15 protein-coding genes are annotated in these 20,080 nt (G+C 72.8%); 6 read left to right on the top strand and 9 right to left on the bottom strand.

Features of this window, described 5'->3' with window-relative positions; translation table 11 throughout:
- Nucleotides 1-16: 16 nt before the first annotated feature.
- The 3 genes from ACZZ9K_RS06910 to ACZZ9K_RS06920 all read left to right on the top strand — a co-directional run bounded on the left by ACZZ9K_RS06910 (nucleotide 17) and on the right by ACZZ9K_RS06920 (nucleotide 4,669).
- Nucleotides 17-1,174 (top strand): Gfo/Idh/MocA family protein, encoded by a 1,158-nt coding sequence (locus ACZZ9K_RS06910; RefSeq protein WP_463443655.1) that lies wholly within the window; start codon nucleotides 17-19, stop codon nucleotides 1,172-1,174.
- A complete protein-coding gene (locus tag ACZZ9K_RS06915) occupies nucleotides 1,171-2,097 on the top strand; it encodes a sugar phosphate isomerase/epimerase family protein (protein WP_463443656.1) in 927 nt (308 codons plus the stop codon). Before ACZZ9K_RS06910 ends, ACZZ9K_RS06915 begins: the two co-directional genes overlap by 4 nt.
- Nucleotides 2,098-2,290: 193 nt before the next feature.
- Nucleotides 2,291-4,669 (top strand): bifunctional metallophosphatase/5'-nucleotidase, encoded by a 2,379-nt coding sequence (locus ACZZ9K_RS06920; protein WP_463443657.1) that lies wholly within the window; start codon nucleotides 2,291-2,293, stop codon nucleotides 4,667-4,669.
- Nucleotides 4,670-4,998: 329 nt separating this feature from the next.
- On the opposite strand, the gene efeB is transcribed toward ACZZ9K_RS06920, so the two are convergent.
- Genes efeB through efeU form a run of 3 tightly spaced genes read right to left on the bottom strand, consistent with a single transcriptional unit; the run spans nucleotide 4,999 to nucleotide 9,120 of the window.
- Nucleotides 4,999-6,285 (bottom strand): iron uptake transporter deferrochelatase/peroxidase subunit, encoded by a 1,287-nt coding sequence (efeB, locus tag ACZZ9K_RS06925; protein WP_463443658.1) that lies wholly within the window; start codon nucleotides 6,283-6,285, stop codon nucleotides 4,999-5,001.
- Nucleotides 6,282-7,505 carry an iron uptake system protein EfeO gene (gene efeO, locus ACZZ9K_RS06930; RefSeq protein WP_138804090.1) on the bottom strand — a complete coding sequence of 408 codons (1,224 nt, stop codon included), beginning with the start codon at nucleotides 7,503-7,505 and terminating at the stop codon, nucleotides 6,282-6,284. Before efeO ends, efeB begins: the two co-directional genes overlap by 4 nt.
- Nucleotides 7,492-9,120, bottom strand: a complete 1,629-nt coding sequence (gene efeU, locus ACZZ9K_RS06935) for an iron uptake transporter permease EfeU (protein ID WP_463443659.1) — start codon at nucleotides 9,118-9,120, stop codon at nucleotides 7,492-7,494. Before efeU ends, efeO begins: the two co-directional genes overlap by 14 nt.
- Nucleotides 9,121-9,189: 69 nt before the next feature.
- On the opposite strand from efeU, the gene ACZZ9K_RS06940 reads away from it, so the two are divergent.
- Nucleotides 9,190-9,951 carry a trimeric intracellular cation channel family protein gene (locus ACZZ9K_RS06940; RefSeq protein WP_111038270.1) on the top strand — a complete coding sequence of 254 codons (762 nt, stop codon included), beginning with the start codon at nucleotides 9,190-9,192 and terminating at the stop codon, nucleotides 9,949-9,951.
- Nucleotides 9,952-10,199: 248 nt separating this feature from the next.
- Complete coding sequence (locus ACZZ9K_RS06945; RefSeq protein WP_463443660.1) at nucleotides 10,200-10,802, top strand: TetR/AcrR family transcriptional regulator; 603 nt, start codon at nucleotides 10,200-10,202, stop codon at nucleotides 10,800-10,802.
- A 399-nt stretch (nucleotides 10,803-11,201) separates the two neighbouring features.
- Here the strand turns inward: ACZZ9K_RS06945 and ACZZ9K_RS06950 are convergent, their stop codons facing one another.
- From ACZZ9K_RS06950 to ACZZ9K_RS06970, 5 genes are all read right to left on the bottom strand, one after another.
- The gene (locus ACZZ9K_RS06950; RefSeq protein WP_463443661.1) at nucleotides 11,202-13,553 is read right to left on the bottom strand and encodes a transglutaminase TgpA family protein; all 2,352 of its coding nucleotides are present in this window, start codon (nucleotides 13,551-13,553) and stop codon (nucleotides 11,202-11,204) included.
- 5 nt (nucleotides 13,554-13,558) lie between these two features.
- Nucleotides 13,559-14,890: a DUF58 domain-containing protein gene (locus ACZZ9K_RS06955; protein WP_463443662.1), complete on the bottom strand. Its 1,332-nt coding sequence runs from the start codon at nucleotides 14,888-14,890 to the stop codon at nucleotides 13,559-13,561.
- The gene (locus ACZZ9K_RS06960) at nucleotides 14,890-15,894 is read right to left on the bottom strand and encodes an AAA family ATPase (protein WP_463443663.1); all 1,005 of its coding nucleotides are present in this window, start codon (nucleotides 15,892-15,894) and stop codon (nucleotides 14,890-14,892) included. The genes ACZZ9K_RS06955 and ACZZ9K_RS06960 overlap by 1 nt, the downstream gene beginning before the upstream one ends.
- A 201-nt stretch (nucleotides 15,895-16,095) precedes the next feature.
- The gene (locus ACZZ9K_RS06965) at nucleotides 16,096-17,100 is read right to left on the bottom strand and encodes a sugar phosphate isomerase/epimerase family protein (RefSeq protein WP_463443664.1); all 1,005 of its coding nucleotides are present in this window, start codon (nucleotides 17,098-17,100) and stop codon (nucleotides 16,096-16,098) included.
- A complete protein-coding gene (locus ACZZ9K_RS06970) occupies nucleotides 17,097-18,314 on the bottom strand; it encodes a Gfo/Idh/MocA family protein (protein WP_463443665.1) in 1,218 nt (405 codons plus the stop codon). The genes ACZZ9K_RS06965 and ACZZ9K_RS06970 overlap by 4 nt, the downstream gene beginning before the upstream one ends.
- Nucleotides 18,315-18,430: 116 nt before the next feature.
- Between ACZZ9K_RS06970 and ACZZ9K_RS06975 the strand changes: the two genes are divergently transcribed.
- On the top strand, nucleotides 18,431-19,435 hold the full coding sequence (locus tag ACZZ9K_RS06975) for a LacI family DNA-binding transcriptional regulator (RefSeq protein WP_463443666.1): 1,005 nt from the start codon (nucleotides 18,431-18,433) through the stop codon (nucleotides 19,433-19,435).
- Nucleotides 19,436-19,513: 78 nt separating this feature from the next.
- On the opposite strand, the gene ACZZ9K_RS06980 is transcribed toward ACZZ9K_RS06975, so the two are convergent.
- Nucleotides 19,514-19,963 carry a MarR family winged helix-turn-helix transcriptional regulator gene (locus tag ACZZ9K_RS06980; RefSeq protein ID WP_463443667.1) on the bottom strand — a complete coding sequence of 150 codons (450 nt, stop codon included), beginning with the start codon at nucleotides 19,961-19,963 and terminating at the stop codon, nucleotides 19,514-19,516.
- Nucleotides 19,964-20,080 lie beyond the last annotated feature (117 nt).

The following is a 20,080-nucleotide window of genomic DNA, read 5'->3' on the forward strand; positions in this document are numbered from 1 at the left end:
GGCGCGAGGGAGCACCATGAGCAGTGGGTACGAAGGGCGACGCCTCCGTGTCGCCGTGGTCGGGACGGGCATGATCGCCGGGGTCCACGCGCGGGCGGCCCGGGCCTCCGGTGCCGAGGTCGTCGGTGTGCTCGGCCGGAACGCCGCCCGGTCGGAGCAGGTGGCGGCGCAGCTCGACCTGCCCCGTGGCTACGCCTCCCTCGACGAGGTCATCGCCGACGCCCCCGACGTCGTGCACATCTGCACCCCGAACGACCAGCACCACCCGCAGGCGCTCGCGGTGATCGCGGCCGGCATCAACGTGGTGTGTGAGAAGCCCCTGGCGATCGACCCCGCGCAGGCCGCCGAGCTCGTCGCCGCCGCCGACGAGGCCGGTGTCGTGGCCACGGTGCCGTTCGTGTACCGGTACCACCCGATGGTCCGCGAGATCCGGGCGCGCATCGCCGACGGGGAGCTCGGCCGGCTGCTCGCGGTGCACGGCCACTACCTGCAGGACTGGATGCTCGACGAGGACGCCTCGAGCTGGCGCGTCGACCCGACCTCGAGCGGGCTGTCCCGCGCGTTCGCGGACATCGGCTCGCACTGGTGCGACCTGGTCGAGTTCGTGACGGCTGAGCGCTTCGCCTCGGTGTCCGCGGCGACCGACATCGTCTACCCGACCCGGCCGGCGGCGTCCGGTCCGTCGTTCTCCGGCTCCCCCGACCCGGACCCGGTGGCCGACGCGGCCGAACGCGCCGAGGTCACCACCGAGGACACCGCCGTCGCCACCTTCCGCACGGCCACGGGCCGCATCGGCAACGTCGTGATCTCGCAGGTCGCCTCGGGCCGCAAGAACCGCCTGTGGTTCGAGGTCGACGGCACCCGCGGCAGCGCGGCGTTCGACCAGGAGCAGCCCGAGTCGGCCTGGTTCGGCAACGAGCGCGGCGCGCAGATCGTGGTCCGCGACCCGTCGCAGGGGTACCCGGACCAGCGCCGGCTGGCGATCGTGCCGGCCGGGCACCCCCAGGGGTACCTCGACGCCTTCGCGGCCTTCGTCGCCGACACCTACACCGCGGTCCGCACCGGGGTGGCCCCCGACGGGTTGCCGACGTTCGCGGACGGCGCCCGCTCCGCGGACATCATCGAGGCCGTGATCGGCAGCGCGGCCGAGACGACCTGGCGGGAGATCCGGTGAAGCTCGGCATGCTGACCGCCTGTCTGCCCGGCTGGTCGCTCGACCGGATCGCCGGGTTCGCCCAGCAGCAGGGGTACGAGCGGCTCGAGGTCGCCGTCTGGCCGGGCACCGGCGGCCGTGACTTCGAGGCGGCGCACCTGCCGGTCGCCACGTTCACCGACGAGGACGCCCTGGCCACCCGCGACCTGCTCGACCGCACCGGGCTCGAGATCTCCGCGCTCGCCTACTACGAGAACAACCTACACCGGGACCTCGAGCACCGTGCCGCGGTGCGGACCCACCTCGAGCACGCGATCGACACCGCGCAGACGCTCGGCATCCCGTACGTCGGCACCTTCATCGGGCGCGACACCACGAAGTCCGTCCGCGAGAACATGGCCGAGGGGAACCGGGTCCTGCCCGAGCTCGTCGACTACGCCGGCGAGCGCGGTGTGCGGCTGGTCATCGAGAACTGCGTGATGGAGGGCTGGCACCCGGACGGGTACCCCGGCAACCTCGCGTACTCCCCCGAGCTCTGGGGCTGGGTGACCGGTCTGGGCTTCGGGCTGAACTGGGACCCGTCGCACCTGACGTGGATCGGCATCGACCCGGTCGAGACGATCCTGCCGTTCGCCGAGCACATCGTGCACGCCCAGGCGAAGGACCTGGAGCTCTTCCCCGAGCGGCGCAACGAGTACGGGTTCTTCGGCAAGGTCGACAAGGGCGACGACCCGTGGGACATGGGCTGGTGGCGGTTCCGCGTGCCGGGCCGCGGTGTCGTGGACTGGCCGCGCGTCGTCGACCGCCTCTACGAGGCCGGCTTCGACGGCACGCTGAGCGTCGAGCACGAGGACCCGCTCTGGGGCGGCACCGACGACAGGGTGCTCGAGGGGCTGCGCATCGCGCACCGCACGCTGCGTCCGCTGATCGCGCAGGAGCAGTAGCGAGCACCCACCGGCAACGAGCGCGGGGCCTTGGACTGGAGGCCCGGATCACGTGACCGACGTCGGTCACGTGATCCGGGCCTCCCGTCCACTCCGCGTGGACCGACCACGCGTGTTGCCGATGTGAACGTCGTGTGACGAGTTCGGCAGGGGTCTGGCGAGTCGCCTGTGCGTCTTCGTAGGTTCGACGGCGATGAACACTTCCCACACCACCGGAACCGCCGGTGCGACGACCCGACGACGCCTCGGCGCCGGCGCGGCCCTCGCCACCGCCGGGGTCCTGGTCGCACTCTCCGTCCCGTCCGCAGCCGTCGCCGCCGAGGGCGACACGACGATCGACATCATCGACGTCAACGACTTCCACGGTCGCATCGAGTCCGAGGGCACCGCCGCCGACAAGGCCGCCGGCGCCGCGAAGCTCGCCGGCGTCGTGCAGTCGTACCGCGAGGCCAACCCGAACACGATCTTCGCCAGCGTCGGCGACAACGTGGGCGCCTCGACCTTCACCTCGCTCATCCAGCAGGACTCCCCCACGATCGACGCCCTGAACGCCATGGACCTCGACGTCAGCGCGATCGGCAACCACGAGCTCGACAAGGGCCAGGACGACCTGAAGAACCGCATCGACGGCCGCGCCGACTGGCCGTACGTCTCGGCGAACATCGTCACGGCCGGCACCACCGACCCCGCGTTCACGCCGTACTCCATCGTGGAGAAGGGCGGCGTGAAGGTCGGCTTCATCGGCGCGACCACCGAGGACCTCATCCCCGGGCTCGTCAGCCCCGGCGGGGTCGAGGGCCTCGCGATGGCCCCGATCGTCAGCCAGGTCAACCGGTACGCCGAGCAGCTCACCGACGGCAAGGACGACAACGACGAGGCCGACGTGCTCGTCCTGCTCGTGCACGAGGGCGCCACCACGAGCGCGCTCGCCGACGCCACCGGCACCGGCGCCTTCGGCAAGATCACCTCCGGCGTCTCGTCGAAGGTCTCGGCCATCGTCTCGGCGCACACCCACGCGACGTACAACCACTCCATCGCCGGCCCCGACGGCACGAAGCGTCCGGTGATCCAGGCCGGGTCCTACGGGGTGAACCTCGGACACCTGCAGCTCACCGTGGACGCGGACAAGCAGCTCACCGGGATCACGTCCTCGGTCACTCCCGTGAACGACGACAAGCGTGTCCCCGCCGACACCACCTCGGTCACCGAGGTGAGCGACATCGTGACCGCCGCGAAGGCCGTCGCCGACGTCAAGGGCGGCGAGAAGCTCGGCGAGATCACGGGTGACCTGCGTCGCGCCGTGCAGTCCGACCGCAAGGCCGAGAACCGCGGTGGCGAGTCCGTCCTGGGCAACTACATCGCCGAGGTCCAGCGCAGCGCGACCGCCCGCAACGGCTCGAAGATCGCCTTCATGAACCCGGGCGGCCTCCGCACCGACATGGTCTACGCGTCCAGCGGTGCCGGCGACCCCGACGGCACCGTCACCTACAAGGAGGCCGCGCTCGTCCAGCCGTTCGCCAACACCCTGGTGACGAAGGACATGACCGGCCAGCAGATCAAGAACGCCCTCGAGCAGCAGTGGCAGCCGGACGGCCTCGAGCGTCCGTTCCTGAAGCTCGGCGTCTCGGACGGCTTCGCGTACACCTACGACCCGTCGAAGGGCCGCGGCGAGCGCATCACCGGCATGACCCTCGACGGCAAGCCGATCGCGCTGACCGACACCCTCAAGGTGACCGTCAACTCGTTCCTGTCGACCGGTGGCGACAACTTCGCCGCCTTCGCGACCGGCACGAACGTCGCCGACTCCGGCCAGGTCGACCTGCAGGCCCAGGTGGACTACTTCGTGGCGAACAAGAAGGTCACACCCCAGGTCGACCAGCGCGCCGTCGGCGTCACGGTCACGCCGACCCCGGCCGGTGGGTTCCAGCCCGGTGACGAGATCGAACTCGACCTGTCGTCGCTCGTGTTCAGCAGCGAGGACCCCGCGAAGGCCGGCACCGTCTCGGTCAGCGCGGACGGCAAGGAGCTGGCGTCGTCGGCGATCGACCCGACGATCACCGACAAGAACGACGAGCAGGGTCGCGCGACCCTGACCGTCACGGTCCCCGAGATCGAGGCCCCGGCGGCACGCGCCGCCGCCCGCACCGCCGGCTCCGTCTCGCTCGCCGCGGCGGCCGAGCCCGTCGCCACGACGGACGCACCGCTCGTGGTCACCCTGCCCGGCCAGACCATCACCCTCGCCGTGACGATCCCGGTCGCCGCCGCGGTCGACCCGACCGACCCCACGGACCCGACGGACCCGACGGACCCGACGGACCCGGTCGACCCGACCCCGGGCACGGGCGGCGGGGTCACCCCCGGCCCCGGCGCGGGTGGCGGTGACGACGCCGGCATCGGTGGCGTCGGCGGGACCGACGACGACCCGCGCGCCGGTGGCGACCTCGCCTACACGGGTGCGGACCTGACCGCTCCGGCGATCGCGGCGGGCCTGCTCCTGCTCGCCGGGATCACGGCGCTCGTGGTCCTCCGCCGCAACCGCGCACGACGTGCCGCGACGGCCCTGACGGACTGACCCCGAGCCTGCGGGCACACACGCGAACGGGCCGTCTCACCCTGGTGAGGCGGCCCGTTCGCGTCGGTCAGGAGGCCCGGCACAGCTCCGGCGCACGCGTCGCGCGACCCGGCGGTCACGGTTGCTGTCCCATCCCGGTCGATCACTGCGGATCCGCGGATCCGCGGGGTACTCTCGGGGTTGTCGCACCGCGACGCGTCGTGCCGGGTCGCTTTCAGCAAGTCGACGGTGGTTCCGTTCGGCGAGACTCCGCGACGCGGGCGTCCTCCGCCTCCAGGGAAACGGCGGAGGGCGCCCACCCTGGCGTCTCAGCGACTCAGCGACTCAGCTCACCGGAACAGCTGCTCGCCGATGTACGAGCCCTTGCGGGGTGCCGGCGGGACGGCGAACACCGCGGAGCCGATGTGCGAGACGTACTCGTTCAGCCGGTCCGAGGCGCCGAGCTTCCGCTGCAGCCGCGTGAAGTGGTCCGGGTCGTTCACGTAGGCGATGAACAGCAGCCCGGCGTCGAGCTGGCCGTACTCGTTGAGCCCGTCGGTGTAGTTGTACGGCCGCCGCAGGATCTTCACGCCGCCGTTCGCCTCGTGCGCGGCGAGCGCGATGTGTGACGTCGCGTCGATCTTCGTCGCACCGTCGCTGTCCTTCGCGTGGAAGTCCGGCGTGGTGTGCTCCTGTCCGCCGGAGAGCGGTGCGCCCTGGATCTTCGTCCGCCCGAACACCCGCTGCTGGTCGCTGACGACGTCGGCGTCCCACGTCTCGATGTTCATCCGGATCTTCCGCACCACCTGGTAGCTGCCGCCGGCCATCCACCCGGCGTCGCGGTCGAGCCAGACGAACCGGTCGTGGTCGGCGTCGGTCGTGATGTTCCGGGTGCCGTCCTTGAACCCCATCAGGTTGCGGGGCGTGCTCTGGTGCGGTCCCGCCGATGCCCGGCCGAAGCCGAGCACGGTCCAGCGGACGGTCGCGGTGCCGCGGGCCATCCGTGCCAGGTCGCGCACCGCGTGGTACGCCACCTGGGGGTCGTCGGCGCAGGCCTGCAGGGACAGGTCGCCGCCGGTCAGCCCCTCCTGCAGGTTGTCGCTCGGCAGGGTCGGGATGTCGGCGAGCGACGCCGGGCGCCGGTCGGCCAGCCCGAAGCGCTCGTCGAAGACGCCGGGCCCCAGGCCCACCGTGACGGTGAGGGACGCGGGTCCGAGGTCGAGCGCCTCGCCGGTGTCGGCGCCGACCCCGTTGCCGTGCGCCGGTTCGACGCTGCCGACGGTCTTGCCGGCCTGCAGCTGGGCGATCGCGGCCGACCAGCGGGCGAGGAGCACCTGCAGGTCGGTCGTGACGGTGGTCGACAGGTCGAACGTCATGTAGACGCAGTACCGCTGCGGGGTGGTGCGGATCCCGCCCTGCGGCTGCCGTGCCGCGGTGGCGTAGAACGGCTGGCTCTGCGACAGGTCGATCGACTCGTCACCGTTCGTCGCCGCCGTGAACGGGTTCACGCCGGTCGCCGCGGTGGCGCCGCCGATGCCCGCAGCCGCCCCGACCCCGGCACCGGCCACGGCCAGGCCGGCGCCGAACAGCCCGCGGCGGGAGACGTTCGCCCGGGGTGCCTCGTCCGGCTCGGTCACGCGGTCGCGACCTTCTCGGCCAGGCGGGACAGCGGGTCCTGGAGCGCCTGGATCTGCTGCGAGATCGTGTTCGCGTCAGACTTCTTGGTCGCGGCGTCCCAGCTGGCGAAGCCGCCCAGGTCGTCGGCGTCGCGGTAGCCGTCCATCAGCGTGTTCGTGGCGTCGAACTGCTTCGCGATCTGCTTCGTCAGGGTCGGGTCGAGCTTGGTCAGCCCCGGCTTGAGGTACGCGAAGGCCTGACGGGCACCCTCGACGTTGGCAGCGAGGTCGACGAGGTCGATGTGGCTGTACGCCTCTTCCTCGCCGGTGATCTTGTTCGACTGCACCTCTTCGAGCAGGCCGGCGGCACCGTTCGCCAGGTCCTCCGGCTTGTAGTCCAGGGTCGGCACCAGCTTCGCGAGCAGCTGCACGTCCTCGGTCAGGTCCGCGGCGGTCTGCTTGGTCGACGCGGTGATCTTCCCGGCCTGGAACAGGTCCTTCTCGACGGCGTGGAACCCGCTCCAGCCGACGGCCGGGTCGAGGTTCGAGGCGCGCATGTCGATCAGGTAGTCGAGGTTGCCGGCGTTGTCGGTGGCCTTGAACCCCTTCTTGACGAAACCGTCGACGTCGCTCTCGACGTGCTCGTAGAACGGGCGGGCGTTCGCGTAGTCGGTCTTCGCCGCGACGAGGTCGCCGGCGTCGATGTCCTTCTGCAGCTGCTGGACGGCGGCGACCATGTCGGTGACCTGGCCGTCGACGTAGGTCGCGTAGCCCTTCGTCCCGTCGCGGAGCAGGGTCGAGGCGCTGCTGTTCGCGGTCGACGCGGCCTTGCCGGTGACGGTGAAGTCCGTCAGCTCGGTCTCGGCACCGGGGCAGTACACCTGGTACTTCCCGCCGGTCAGCGTGGCGGTGAAACGGACGGCGTCGAGGCCGGGCGCCAGGTTCTCCTTCTCGCCGAGGATCCGCTGGTCCTGCAGCAGCTCGACCTCGGTGATCGCGGTCGACGACTCGTTTTTCACCGTGAAGGTGACGGGACCCGCGGGGACCTTCGTCGAGGACACCGCACAGGCGTCCTGCCCGTCGTTGGTGAGCGTGATGGTGACGCGGGAGACCTTCGCGTCGCCGGAGCCGGAGCCGCCGGCCTCGGCGGACCCACCGGCGCAACCGGTGAGCGCGAGGGCGGTGACGGCGCCGAGGGCGCCCAGGGTGATCAGGGGTCGGACGGGCTTACCGAAGGACATGGTCGGTGCTCCTTGCAGGGTCCGCGGCCGGAGGGCCACGAGCGGGGACGGGTTCGGGGGTGGGGGTGGTGGGGAGTCGCCGGCGACGGCGGTCACGGAGGGCCAGCAGCGCCTGCGCGGCGGCGGCGATGCCGAGGGCGATTGGCAGCCAGGCCTTCCAGAGCAGCAGGTCGGCTGATCGTGAGTCCGCGGCGGCCACCGAGGCGGCCGACCGCTCGACGCGGGCGTCGGGGACGGACCAGACGGTGCGGTCCAGGCTCGTGGTGCGCGCGGACGGGAGGCCCCCACCGCTCAGCGTCAGCACCTCGCGTTCGTCGCGGGCCGCGTCCAGGACCCCACCGCGGACCGTCCACAGGGTCACCGTGTCGCGCACGGCCCAGCGGGCCGCGAACGGACCGGGGTTCGTCGATGGGGAGACCCCGACGGGCAGCCGACCGAACAGGGTGACGAGGTCGTCAAGGGTCAGCGTCGACGGACGGTCGGCACCGCTCCCCTGATCGCCGGCCCCGTCCTGCGCACCGGTGCCGTCCTGCACGACGCGCCACCGGTCGGCGGTCACGCCCGCGCGGGTGACGCGGCGGTGAGCCGACGTCGGCAAGTCGAGTCGGGCCTCCTGGCCGGTTCCGGTGCCGGCCACCCGCAGGACGCCGGACGCACCGTCGACGCTGGCGGAGACGGAGCTGGCGTCACCGCTGACCGCGGTCGTGCGGGGCAGGTCGACCCCGCCCGTCGGCACGGCGATCGCGAGCGCCGCTGCGGCCACGGCCAGTGCACCGGCGACGACGGCGCGCACCCGGGGCACGCGCTCCGGCGACGGACGCCAGGCGCGCGGCCACAGGGTCAGGGCCAGCACCGGGACGACGTAGAGGAACCAGCCGAGCACCTCGATGACCCGCGGGTCCGGCGGGATGCCGAGCACGCCGGTGACCAGGGCGCCCTGCACCGAACCGTTCGGGGCGAGCCACGACAGGTCGACGGTGCGCTGCTGGCCGATGACGATCCAGCCGGCCTCGTGCGCCCGGCGGAGGACGGTCAGCACCAGGCCGCCGGCGACGAAGACCAGGAAGACCCCGGTGCCGGTGAAGAACCGCGACAGGTTGAGGCGGACGCCACCGGTGTAGATACCGAAGCCGACGACGACCGCGGCCCCGATGCCGATCACGGCGCCGAGGGCGGCGAGGCCGGTGTCCGACGACGCCTGGAACGTGGCGAGGAGGAAGACCGAGGTCTCGAAGCCCTCCTTCAGGACGGCGAGGAACGCCATGCCGGCGAGTGCCCAGGCGGTGCCCCGGCCGAGCGCCGCGGTGGCGCTGGCCTCGAGGTCGGCCGTCATGGTGCGCGCGTGCGTGCGCATCCACACGATCATGCCCGTCACGAAGACGACGGCGACGATGCCGATGACCGCCTCCATGCCCTCCTGCTGGGCCTGCGGCAGCGCCTGCTCGACGGCCTGCAGCCCGAAGCCGACGGCGATGCTGAGCAGCACCGCGAGCCCGACGCCCGACCACATCGGGGCGAGCGGGACGCGGTTGCGACGCAGGAACGCGGCGATGATGCCGACGATGAGCGTGGCTTCGAGGCCTTCACGGAGACCGATGACGAGAGTGGCGAGCATGACGAAGGTGAGGCTAACCTAACCGCCGAACGGCCCGCCAGTCGTGCGACGTGATGTTTGATGGTTCTCATGAACCTGCTGTCCGTCGACGGCCTGGCGTCGGTCACGAACGTGCTCGACCTCGCCGGGGTCTTCGCGTCCGCCCTGCTCGGCGGCTCCATCGCCCGCGCGATGGACTTCGACCTGTTCGGGTTCCTGGTCGTCGGGTTCGTCTCCGGACTCGGCGGCGGGATGCTCCGCGACACCCTGCTGCAGAACGGACCACCCGTCGCGCTCGTCGACCCGCTGTACGTGCCGGTCGCCGTCGCCGGGGCGCTCATCGCGTTCCTCGTGTCGTTCTCCGAGGTGACGTGGGACCGGCTGTTCACCGTGCTCGACGCCGCCGTGATCGGGTTCTGGGCCGTGGTCGGCGTGCAGCGGACCTACGACGCCGGACTCGACTGGCCCGCCGCGATCATCATGGGGACCATCACCGCGGTCGGCGGCGGGGCCATGCGCGACCTGCTGCTGCGACGGGTGCCGGCGGTGTTCGGCGGGAACGCGCTGTACGCCACCGTGGCCGTCGCCGCGTCGGCCGTGATGGTGATCGCCTCGGCGCTCGGGTCGCCGTCGCTCGGCATCCTGCTCGCGATCACCCTGTCGCTCGGGCTCCGCTGGGGAGCGGTCCGCCGGGGTTGGGGGCTGCCGAACGGCCGTGACTGGCAGCCGAAGTCGACCCTCGGTTCGCTGCTGCGGCGTGGTCGGAGCCTGCGGCCGGACGCGCTCCGGTTGCTCCGGCGTCCGGGCCGTCGGACCGGTGCCGGCAGTGTCCGGGAAGAGCACGAGGACTGAGGGGCTGTCATCCGCGGCGTCGCGACGCTACGATCAGTACCGCCGGGTATCGTCCTGGCAGTTCTACCGGGGATCGTCCCGGTGAACGCTGTCCGCACAGCACCGACGCGACCCGAACGCGCCGGTTCCGAGCAGACGTGGGGATGGGGGCTTCGCTGATGCCGCGCGGGATCAGACGCGCGGCGCGGCAGGTCTCCACCACGATGCTCTCCCCGACGACCACCTGCACAGGTCGAAAGCAGCAACCGATGAGCGACGACGCTTCCCCCACCCAGCGCATCCCGCGTGCCGAGGTCCGGGAACGCCTGCTCGCCGCCGGAGCCGCGGTCTTCGCCGAACAGGGTGTGTACGGTGCCCGGCTCGACGACGTCGCCGCGCGCGCGGGGTTCAGCAAGGGTGCGGTCTACTCGAACTTCTCGTCCAAGGAAGACCTGCTCGCGCAGGTCATGCAGCGGTCCACGAACCTGGTGCTCGGCTCACTGCAGGAGCTCGTGCACGCCGACATCGCCGCCGTCGACGTCGGGGACGTCCTGCGCGCCGCGTTCGGGCAGCACGACCAGAGCGAGCAGTTCGCGCTGCTCTCGGCGTTCCGCGGGTACGCCGTGCGCCACCCGGAGTTCCTGCCCGAGTTCATCCGGCAGCGCCGGGTCCTGCAGGACGGGGTGCTCGAGCTGGTGCGGCTGTGGCTCGGTGCGCACCCCGAGGTCGAGGTCGGCATGACCCCGGAGGAGTTCGCGACCGTGCTCATCGGGGCGAACGTCGGCCTGGTGTTCGACGCGCCGGCGCTGCCCGGCGTCGACCCGGGTGAGCTCATCGCGACGCTGGTCGAGGCGGTCGTCCGCCGGCGCTGACGCGCGGCGGCGAGCGCGGGCGCGGGCGCGTGCAGAGCTGCGCGGTTCCTGCGGCGGTTGGGCGGTGCGTGCGGGGGTCGGGGCTGGGGCGGGGTCGGGGGCTTCGCACCGTGCGAGGTTCGCGAACCCGTGCCCGCTCGACCGCCCCGTGCCCGCCTACAGCCCCGCACCGAACCACCAACCACGCACCACCCGACGAACCCCGCACCGTGCAACACCCGCCGAGCCATCGCCCAACGGAGCCCGCACCGTGCGAGGTTCGCGAACCCGTGCCCGCTCGACCGCCCCGTGCCCGCCTACAGCCCCGCACCGAACCACCAACCACGCACCACCCGACGAACCCCGCACGGTGCGAGGCTCGCACGGTGCGCACGGTGCGCACGCGCGCTCGCGCTCGCGTCAGGCCGTGCGACGATCGCGACGACGGGGCTTCGGCCCGTCGTGGGACCAGGAGGACGACGGCAGCAGGCTCGGCGGCAGCAGGCGCGACCGCACGACACGCAGGGCGGGCACCGACGCGTCGAGAGCGACACGAGCTTCGCGGACGTGCCGCTCCAGCGCCGAAGTGTCCACCGCTGCAGCCCCGTCGGCGGCGAAGCGCTCACGATCGACCGCGTCGACCGTGGCCTCCAGGTGCGGCACGACCGAGGCCGGCAACCCGGGACGCAGTCGTCCGAGCACGGCTCGGGCGGTCCGGGCCACGGCGGCGGCATCACCCGGCGGCGCGATGCCCGGGGCGTACCCGTGGTCGGCGACGTCGTCGAGCAACTCCCGCCAGGCCTGCACGGCGGGCGACCGGCCGGCGGCGATCGCCGACAGCCTCGACCGGCGGCGGACAGCGCGCACGAGGCCCGGGGCGACGAGGACCGCGAGCACGAGCAGCAGCCCCACGAGCAGCCCGACGGGGCCACCCGCGTCGCCGGAGCCGGACGCACCCGCGGCACCCGGCGCCGGGGAGGCCGACGGGGTCGGTGACGCGGAATCCTGCGCCGGGGTGGTCTGCTCGGGCGCCGGCAGCGGGGTCTCCGGTGCCGCCGCGGTCGGCGAGGCCGAGGGCTCCTCGGACGGCGCGGCCTCGTCGGAGTCGGGCGTCGGCTCGAAGGCGACCCACCCCGCGCCCTGGATGTACAGCTCGGGCCAGGAGTGCAGCTGCCGGTTCGACACCGCGTACTCGCCGTCGGCCTGCGGCGACCCGGCCCGGTACCCGACCGCGATGCGCGAGGGGATGCCGAGCGTGCGGGCCATCACGGCCATCGCGGACGAGAAGTGCACGCAGTACCCGTCGCGGACCTTCAGGAACGTCGAGACGACGTCCATGCTGTCGCCGTCGTACCCCTGCTCGACGGGGGCGGTCTCGGAGTACGTGAACAGGTCGCTGCGGAACCACTGCTCGAGTGCCCGCGCACGCCCGTAGTCGTCGGTCGCGGCTGCGGCGACGCGGGTCGCGGTGGTCGAGATGTTCGCCGGCAGGTCGTCGGGCAGGGCGAGGTCGGTGCGCAGCTGCTGGCGGCTGGGCTCCCGGAAGCCACGGCCGTCGGAGCGGGCGAGCACCCCCGAGGCGGCGACCGCGTCGAGGTAGTCGTTGGCGAAGGTCGAGGCCCCGTAGACCTCGTACATCGCTCCGCGGGCGGTCGCGGCTCCGGTCGACCGGACGGTGCTCGAGTTCCCCATCCACCGCCACTGCGACAGGTCGAGGTTGGTGGACTGCGACTCGATCGACACCGCACCCGACGGCACCGGCAGGTAGGTGCTGGACAGCCCGGTGATCCGGACGGTCACGTCGCCGCGGCTCGCGAGGCGCGGGTTGACGCCCTCGGCCCACTGCTGCTCGTCGGCGGTGTCGGCCTCGGCCGCGTTCGTCACGGTCGGCACCCAGTCCCCCGTGCCGAACTCGTCCAGGTCGGCGAGCTTGAGGTACTCGGGCTGCCCGTCCGACGAGCGGTAGCGGAACACCTCGAGCTCGCTCGGGCGGCGCAGGTCGTTGCCGAGTTCGAGCAGGGTGCCGGGCCGTCCGGGCTGGATCGGCGACTGGATCGCACCGGTCACGCCGGACAACCAGCTGGCGTTGAGCGGGACGATCGTCGGCAGCCCGATGGCCACGACGAGCCCGATCGCCCCGACCACGGCGGCCGGCAGTGCGCGCTGCACGGGGCGGACGGACAGCCAGAGCAGGGCGAGGAACGCCACCGCCGTGGCGATGACGAGCGGGGTGCCGGCGGGCTGCCCGGTGATGACACCCGGAACGATCAGGATGACCAGGGCCGGTGCCGCGGCGAGCGACGGGATCCGCGCGATGGCGGCGAGGAACAGCGAGACCGCCGCCACCCAGCCGATCGACGCGGTGACGACGAGCCGGATCGCGTCGGTCTGCGGCAGTGGTGCGGGGTTCAGGCGGATCGCGGCGAGCGTCTCCCCGAGGGCCCCGTCGGCGTCGAGCCACCCGAGCGGTTGGATGTCGTTGACCAGGGCGGCGGCGCACGAGCAGGCGATGACCGTGCCGACCAGGACGACGAAGCGGATGCCGGGCGTCTGGCGGCGCACCGCGAGCATCACGGCGACGAGCACGGCGACGACGACGACGCCCGACGCCCACCAGGCGATGCCCTGCACGAGCGGCCGGATGGCGAGTGCGGCGAGGAGCACGGGCACCGGCGCGAGGGCCACGACCCAGGCGCTCGGGACGTCACGCAGGTCGTCGTCGCGCTCGAGGATCTCGCGCACGTCGGCACGGCCACGCGCGGGTGCGCTCACCCCGGTCACCGTGCGGCTCCGGACGGCGTCGCGCCGACGACCGGCACCACGAGGGTCCGCCAGCCGCCACGGTCGAGGATGCCCCGCACGGCCGGGTCCGGCGGCACGATCGTCGCCAGGATGCCGCGGCTCGACCCACTGGTCGCGCTGACGAGCTCGGCGGCTTCGTCCGCGGTGCAGGTGCCGGTCACCACGGCGGTCATGCCGTGCACGTCGCGGCCACGGACCTCGGGCAGGACGTCGGTCACCTGTCGCGCGTCGGAGCGGAGCCGGACGTCGGCGAGCCCGACGAGCACGTCGGTGAGCCCGCCGACGTCGCCCGCGTGCCGGGTCGCGCCCTCGGGGCCGTCGAACACGAGCACGACGCGGGAGGTCCGGGCGGCGAGCGCCCGGGCGACACTGGCGGCCACCACGACGGCGTGCTCGAAGGCCTGTTCGCCGCCCAGGTCGGAGAGCTCGGCGAGGTCCTCTCGACCGAGCCGCTGGTAGGACTCGCGCCGGACGTCGAGGGCGATCACGGCCTCGGGCGGCTGGGCCTGGGTGGTCTGGCGGACGTGGAGTTCACCGCGCCGTGCACTCTGGGCCCAGTGCACCCGGCGGATCGGGTCGCCCGGTCGGTACAGGCGGAGTTCGCTGTCGTCGGCGGAGCCGCCCTGTCCGACCCGGCCCTCGTCGGCCGAGACCGCACCGGCGAGCGCCCCGGCGTCGATCGCCCCGAGGGGTGCCGAGGCCGGGACGACGACGACTTCTTCGACCGGGACGACGGGACGGTCGATCCGGAGCAGGCCGAACGGGTCCTCGACCCGGATCGTCACCGGCCCGACCAGCGTCCGGCCGCGGTGCATCGCGAGCGCCTCGACGTCGAGCACGGCGGGCGGCAGGTTCGGCCCGACCTCGGCGTAGGTCTCCGCCTCGGCCAGGCTGGCGAAGGCGTCCTCGAGCTGTTCGCGCACGAGCAGCGTCGCCCTCGGGCCGATCCGCAGGCTGGTGCTGCCGAGGGTGATGCGTTCCCGGTAGACCTCGCCCACCTGGACGATCGCCCGAGCGGTGCTGCGGCTGCCGCGGAGCGGGGTGGCGACGACGAACGCCATCGCGATGCCGAGCACGACCAGCACGAGCAGCAGCAGGCCGGCCGTGACGGCGACGCTCGTGGTGCCGACCAGGCCGCCGCCGACCAGGCCGATGCCGACGGCGATGACCGTCCAGCCCCGGATCGTCGGGCGCGGGAACGGGGTGCGGCGTGCCAGTGACAGCCCGCGTCGGCCGAACCGTGCCGCCGTGGACCGCGCGGCACCGACGCGTCGCAGCAGCGACGGCGGTGCCGATGGAGCGGCCATCAGGAGCGGACGGGGGTGGCCGTGAACGGGATGGCGGTGTCGGAGACGATGCGGACGACGATCTCGCGCACGGTGTCCTCGCCGGTGCCGCCGAGCCCGCGGGCGACCGGCACGAGCCGGTGCGCGAGCACGATCGGGGCGAGCGTCGCGACGTCGTCGGGGGTGACGAACGGGCGGCCGAGCAGGGCGGCGTGCGCACGGGCGGCCTGCGCCAGGTGCAGCGTCGCGCGGGGGCTCGCACCGAGCACGAGGTCGGGGTGGGTGCGCGTCGACCGGACGATCGCGATGATGTACGCCTCGACGTCGGGGGCGATGTGCACCCTCGCGACGGTCTGGATGATCGCCCGCAGCGTGCCGACGTCGACGATCGGCCGCAGGCGCGACAGCGGGTCGCTGCCGCCGCGGTTCGCGAGCATCTGCCGTTCGGCGTCGACGCTCGGGTAGCCCATCGCGATGCGCGCCATGAAGCGGTCGCGCTGCGCCTCGGGCAGCGGGTACGTGCCCTCCATGTCGATCGGGTTCTGCGTCGCGACGATCATGAACGGCCGGTCGAGCGGGCGCGTGACACCGTCGACGGTGACCTGCGACTCCGCCATCGCCTCGAGCAGGGCCGACTGGGTCTTCGGGCTGGTGCGGTTGATCTCGTCGCCGATGACCACGTTCGCGAACACCGGGCCGGGCGAGAACCGGAAGGTGCCGGACGACTGGTCGAAGATGTTCACGCCCGTGACGTCGGACGGCAGCATGTCCGAGGTGAACTGGATGCGGTTCACCGACCCGCCGACCGAGGCACCGAGCGCCTTGGCGAGCACGGTCTTGCCGACGCCGGGGACGTCCTCGACGAGCAGGTGCCCCTCGGCGAGCATCACCGTCAGGGCCGTGCGGATGGCTTCCGCCTTGCCGTCGATCACCGTGGCGACGGAGGCCACGATGTCGTCGCCCACCGCCCGCACGTGTTCGAGCGGGAAGGCGGGGTCGGTCGGGTCCGGCACGCAGGGCTCCATCGTCGGGGACAGGTGTCGTGCATGCTACATCGGGCCGGTGACAGCACCCGGTACGGGTGCACGGACTGGTCGTTCCGCGCACCGGCGGCCGATCCGCGCAGGGTACGGCCGGGAGGCACGGCTCACCACATGCGGATCCGTCACCGGTGCGCGGAACGGTTCACGGGCCTCCAGGCAGTGACCGGGTCGGCTGACGGACGGTCAGGACCGGTGCGCCAGCGCCGCGTCCGCGGCGCGCAGCACGCGCGCGGCGACCGCGACCCCGTCTTCGCGCCCGAGCTCGGTGTCCTCGTGCTCGATGTTCACCCACATGTCCGGGTCGATCGCACGCAGGGCCTGGAGGAACGTCGTCCAGTACGCCTGGTCGTGCCCCTTGCCGAGCGCGACGAAGTCCCACGCCGACGGCTTCGGCCACTCGTTCGCCCACTCGTCGCCGCCGAGGTTCGTGCGCGACTCGTCCGGCGACAGCCGGCGGAACGAGTTGTCGAGCACCCCGTTGATCGCGGCGTGCGGGTTGATGCGGACGTCCTTCGCGGCGGCGTGGAACACGAGCGGACCGAGGTCGTGGGCGACCGCCACCGGGTCCATCTGCTGCCAGAACAGGTGCGAGGCGTCCAGCTCGACCCCGATGTTGGTCAGCCCGCCGCGCTCGACGAGCTCCCGGATCGACGCCGGGTTGAACACGAGGTTCTGCGGGTGCAGCTCGAGCGCGACCTTGACGCCGTGCTCCCGGGCCAGGGCGTCGATCTCCTGCCAGAACGGCACCGCGACGCCCCACTGGTGCTCGAGGACGTCGAGCGCGGCCGAGTTCCAGGCGTTCACGATCCAGTTCGGCCGCGTCCCGCCCGACTCCCCCGCCGGCAGTCCGGACATCGTGACGACGCGGTCCTGCCCGAGGCGGGCCGCGAGGCGGATGCTCCGCCGGACGTCCTCGGCGTGCGCGGGACCGATCGCCGGATCGGGGTGCAGCGGGTTGCCGTTGCAGTTCAGCCCGGCGATCTCGACGCCGGTCCCCGCGAACTGCGCGAGGAACGCGTCACGCGCCCCGTCGTCCTGCAGGATCGCGTCGATGTCGGGCACGTGCACCGGGGGCAGGAACCCGCCGGTGTTCAGCTCGATGCCGGTGAGGCCGTTGGCCGCGATGACCCGGAGCGCGTCGGCGAGGGGCCGGTCGTGCAGGATCGCGTCGTAGAGACCGAGCTTCATGCCGTCACTGCTTCCTTGATCGTCTCGGTGGCGCCCCCGGCCGCGGCGGACCGTGCCACCGCGTCGAGGACCTCCATGTTGTGCACGCCGTCGTCGAACGTGGCGTTCGCGGGCAGGGCGTCGGGCACGGCGCCGGTCAGCCCGGCGATCTCGTCGAGGAACGCCCGCGCCTGGTACTCGAACATCTGGTTCTGCCCCCAGCCGACGCCCGGGGCGTCCATCGCCATGCCGCCCGCGACGTAGGGGTGGTCCGGGCCGAGCACGACCTGGCGGTACCCACCCGTGCGCGAGCCGTCGGACTGCAGCGCGAGGCCGATCTCGGAGGCTCGCTCCTGGTCCCAGCGGGCGGCGCCGCGCTCGCAGAACACCTCGATCACGAGGCCGTTCGGGTGCCCGGCCGCGACGCGGGAGGCCTCGAGCGACCCGACGACCGTGCCGTCACCGAAGCGTGCGCTGAACGTGGCGTAGTCGTCGTTGCCGACGGCCGCGGTCTCACCGGTGAGCGGGACGGCCTGCCCCCGCAGGGCGTGTCCGGCGGCCACGGGGCGCTCGGTGATCGACGTGGTGAACGTCCCACCGCTGACGCTCCGGACCGGGCCGGCCAGGAACTCGGCGACGTAGGACAGGTGCGAGCCGACGTCGGCGAGCGCGCCGGACCCCGGCTCCCCTGCGAAGCGCCACGAGAACGGGACGTCGGGCGAGGCGCCGTAGTCGGTCCAGTACCGGCCGGAGACGTGCAGGACCCGGCCGAGCGTGCCGTCCTCGACGAGCTCCCTGATGGCCGCGAGCCCGGGAGCCCGGCGGTAGGTGAACCCGATGCGGCCGAGCACCCCGCGCTGCGCGGCCTCGGCAGCGGCGGACGCCATCGCGCGTGCGTCGTCGAGCGAGTCGGACAGCGGCTTCTCGCACAGCACGTGCTTGCCGGCGGCGAGCAGCCCCTCGACGATCTCGCGGTGCAGGGTGTTCGCGACGACGACGCTCACCACGTCGATGTCGTCCGCTGCCGCGATGGCCCGCCAGTCGGTGTCGTGCCGCTCGTAGCCGAAGCGCCGTGCGGCCTCGGCGGCGAGGGGCTCGTAGACGTCGCCGACCGAGACGAGCCGGACCGGCGGCACCGTCGAGGTGAAGAGGGAGGGTGCGTTCCGCCACGCAGCCATGTGGGCCTTGCCCGCCATGCCCGCGCCGATGACGGCGACGCCGATGCTGTCGCTCATGTTCTCTCCTTCGAGAAGGTCGCTGGATCCCGATTCTGGAACGTTCCAGAACGTGTCGGTAGACTGTAGCCGCACCAGCCCATGTCCTGTCAAGCACCGTGCCGGAAAGGCTCAGCGTGACCCCTCGCCCGCCGACGATCATCGACGTCGCCGCACGCGCAGGCGTCTCGAAGTCCCTGGTGTCGATGGTGCTGCGCGACGATCCCGGGGTCTCCCCGGCCCGCCGCTCCGCGGTGCTCGCCGCCGTCGCGGAGCTCGGCTACCGCCCGAACCGCGCCGCCGCCATCCTCGCCGGAACCCGGACCCGCACCATCGGGGTCATCGTCGACGACTTCCGGAACCCCTGGTACGTCCCGATGCTCGACGGCATCCGTGAGGCCCTCGCCCCGCACGGACTCCGCCTCACCCTGGCCGACACCCGCGCCAACGCCCACCTCGACTCGTCCCCGTTCGACGACCTGGTCTCCCTGCGGGTCGACGGCGTGGTGCTCGCCGCCGAGGGCTTCCCCGACATCGTCATCCCCGCCGACACCCCGGTCGTGATCGCCGGCGCGCGAGAGGAAGTCCCGGGCGGACTCGACGTGGTCGCCTCCGACGAAGCCGCCGGCGGGCGGTTGGCAGCGGATCACCTGATCGGCCTGGGTCACCGCCGCATCGCCCACGTCACCGGCTCGGGAGGCCCGGCTGCCGTCCGCCGTCAGGCCACCGTCGCGCAGCTGGCCGCGTCCGGCATCGAGCCGCTGGTCTACGGCTCCGGCCCGACCTCGGAGACGACCGGCTACGAGGGCATGCGGCTCGCACTCCGGGAGCACCCCGACCTGACCGCGGTGTTCGCCGCGAACGACGTCATGGCGATGGGCGCGATCGCCGCCGTGCAGGAAGCCGGACTCCGCGTGCCGCAGGACGTCTCGGTGATCGGCAACGACGAGACCCCGCTCGCCGCGTCACCCCTGCTGCGCCTGACGACGGTCGACCCGCACAACGACGAGGTGGGGCGCCTGGCGGCCGCGCGGTTGGTCGAGCGGATCGGCGCCGCAGCGGGGACGCCGACGGATCCCCTCCGGACGCTCGTGCCGCCGACGCTCGTCGTGCGGTCGACGACGGGGCCGCCGCGCGCCTGAGTGGTGACCACCCCGGGGCCGACGCCGGCGGGGCGGAGGTGCGCCGGGCCTCCAGGCCGGGTGCGAGGTGACCCGAGGTCAGACGCGCGCGCCCTCGAGTCGCTCGACGGACTCGGCCAGGTCGGCGAGTTCGGGGACCTCGTGCGCCTCGGCGAGGGCGCCCTCGAGCGCCGCGGCGTGGATCGGTGTCGCACGCTCGAGCAGGACCTGCCCGGCGTGCGTGAGCTCCGTGTAGAGCCCGCGACGGTCGTCGGCGCACAGGACGCGGGTCAGCAGGGCGCGCTCCTCGAGCCGGTTCACCAGCCGGGTGGTCGCACTCGGGCTGAGGGCAGCCGCGCGAGCGAGCTGCTGCATGCGCATGTGGAAGCCGTCCTGCCGGCGCAGCGCATCGAGCACCGTGAACTCCACGACGGACAGGTCGACCTGCCGGAGGTCCCGCTCCAGGCGCGTCTCGATCAGGCCGTGCAGTGCCGCCAGGGTGCGCCAGCCGTCGGCACGGACGGCGGTGGAGGTGTCGTCGACGGACATCGGTGCTCCTTCGGTCGGTGCAGACGACGACAGTTGCTTGCGCGGATACCCCGCGTGTGCAACTATCGATGTCCCGCGTCTGCAACAACCAGCGTACGCGGCACAGCTGCACGACGG

Source organism: Curtobacterium sp. AC268, from assembly GCF_979258745.1.